Annotated in this window: 1 protein-coding gene; it reads left to right on the forward strand. The window is 40.1% G+C overall.

Annotated elements, in window-relative coordinates; genetic code table 11:
- A partial coding sequence (locus Q7P22_RS02415) for a carbohydrate-binding domain-containing protein (RefSeq protein WP_303860179.1) occupies window positions 1–1,472 on the forward strand: 1,472 nt, incomplete at its 5' end.
- Between the last annotated feature and the right edge of the window lie 174 nt (window positions 1,473–1,646).

Consider the following 1,646-nt stretch of genomic DNA (forward strand, 5'->3'; position numbering starts at 1 on the left):
GCGGAAATATCTCCGTACAAGCAGCAGAAGATGGCATACGAGGAAGAGATTTTATTGCTGTAAAAAACGGTACGATTACCATACAGGCGACAAGTGATGGGATGCAATCAAATAATGATCAAAATTCCTCAAAAGGATTTGTTTACATTGAAAATGGAGAGGTCGATATTGAAGCAGGAAATGACGGAATTCAAGGGGAAACAAAAGTACTTGTAAAAAATGGAGACATAAATATCAAAACAGGAGGCGGCAATGAAAATGGCGTCAGCCATGAAGGTGGACAAAGAATGGGGTTTAGTACAAATACAAAAGATATCAATAATACGGATTTAGAAGACAGAGCTCCCCAAAGAATTCCTCCAAGTGGTGAGTACCCACAAAACATTATGCCTGATGATTCAAAGCCAGATAATCCTATATCACAAGATGAGAATGCTCAAACGACAGACACACAAAGTGCTAAGGGCATCAAGGCGGGAGTAGATATTACTATAGATAGTGGCAATATGACTATAGACTCTGCTGATGATGCCATTCATTCTAACGATAGCTTAACCATAAATGGTGGAGAAATCCAGATTCATTCTGGAGATGATGGAATTCATTCCGATGGATCACTCACACTAAATAATGGTACTGTTCATATTCAAAAGAGTTATGAAGGAATTGAAAGTTCATCTATTGCCATTAATGACGGATCTTTTCATATCGCATCTAGCGATGATGGAATAAATACAGCTGGAGGAAATGATGGTTCTTCAATAAATGGAAGACCTGGTCAAAATAATTTTGACTCAGATGATGGTAGCCATCTTGAAATCAATGGTGGTGAAGTAATCGTAAATGCAGATGGGGATGGCATCGATGTAAATGGAACGGCTACTATAAATGATGGCCTTATAATAGTAAATGGACCTACAAATGATGGAAATGGTTCCTTAGACTACGCTGGTTCTTTAGATGTAAATGGAGGGATACTCGTCACAGCAGGCAGCGCCGGAATGGCACAAGCACCTAGTAGCTCTTCAAAACAAAATAGCATCAAAATCAATTTAGATTCCGTTCAATCAAAAGGTACCTTAATACACGTAGAAGACGAAAAAGGCAAAAACATCTTAACCTTTACACCTGCAGAAGATTACCAATGCGTAATTCTTTCATCCCCTACTATTAAAGGTGGTTCTACCTATACCATTTATACAGGAGGAAAATCTACAGGTGAAGCAAAGGATGGATACTACTCGGGAGGCACCTATTCAGACGGGACAAAGCTTGGCAGTATCAAAATCGAAAATATCGTTACAGAATACGGTACCTCTTCGGGAAATATGCAAGGAGGTGGTAGACCAAATGATGGTTTTTCTGGAAAGCAAAGAACTCCTGGACAAAAACCAAATATGAATGGCCAAACCGGTAACGAAGAATCTTCAACGCAAGGACCTACTACCCCTAGTATAGATAGCAATCTGTAAGCCATCAGCATTCAGCCGCCAGACACCAGTGCTAGGGTCAAGTCTCACTGGTCAAGATTACCAGCAAACAATTGTTAAACATTGAAAGTTACTATAATGAGAAAAGGGGAGGTAACCTTCCCCACTACACCTCGCACTGGCGGCTGAATGCTGATGGCTTACAGATTGCTATCT

The organism is Alkalibaculum bacchi (assembly GCF_937875145.1).
Classification (GTDB): Bacteria; Bacillota; Clostridia; order Eubacteriales; family Alkalibacteraceae; genus Alkalibaculum; species Alkalibaculum bacchi_A.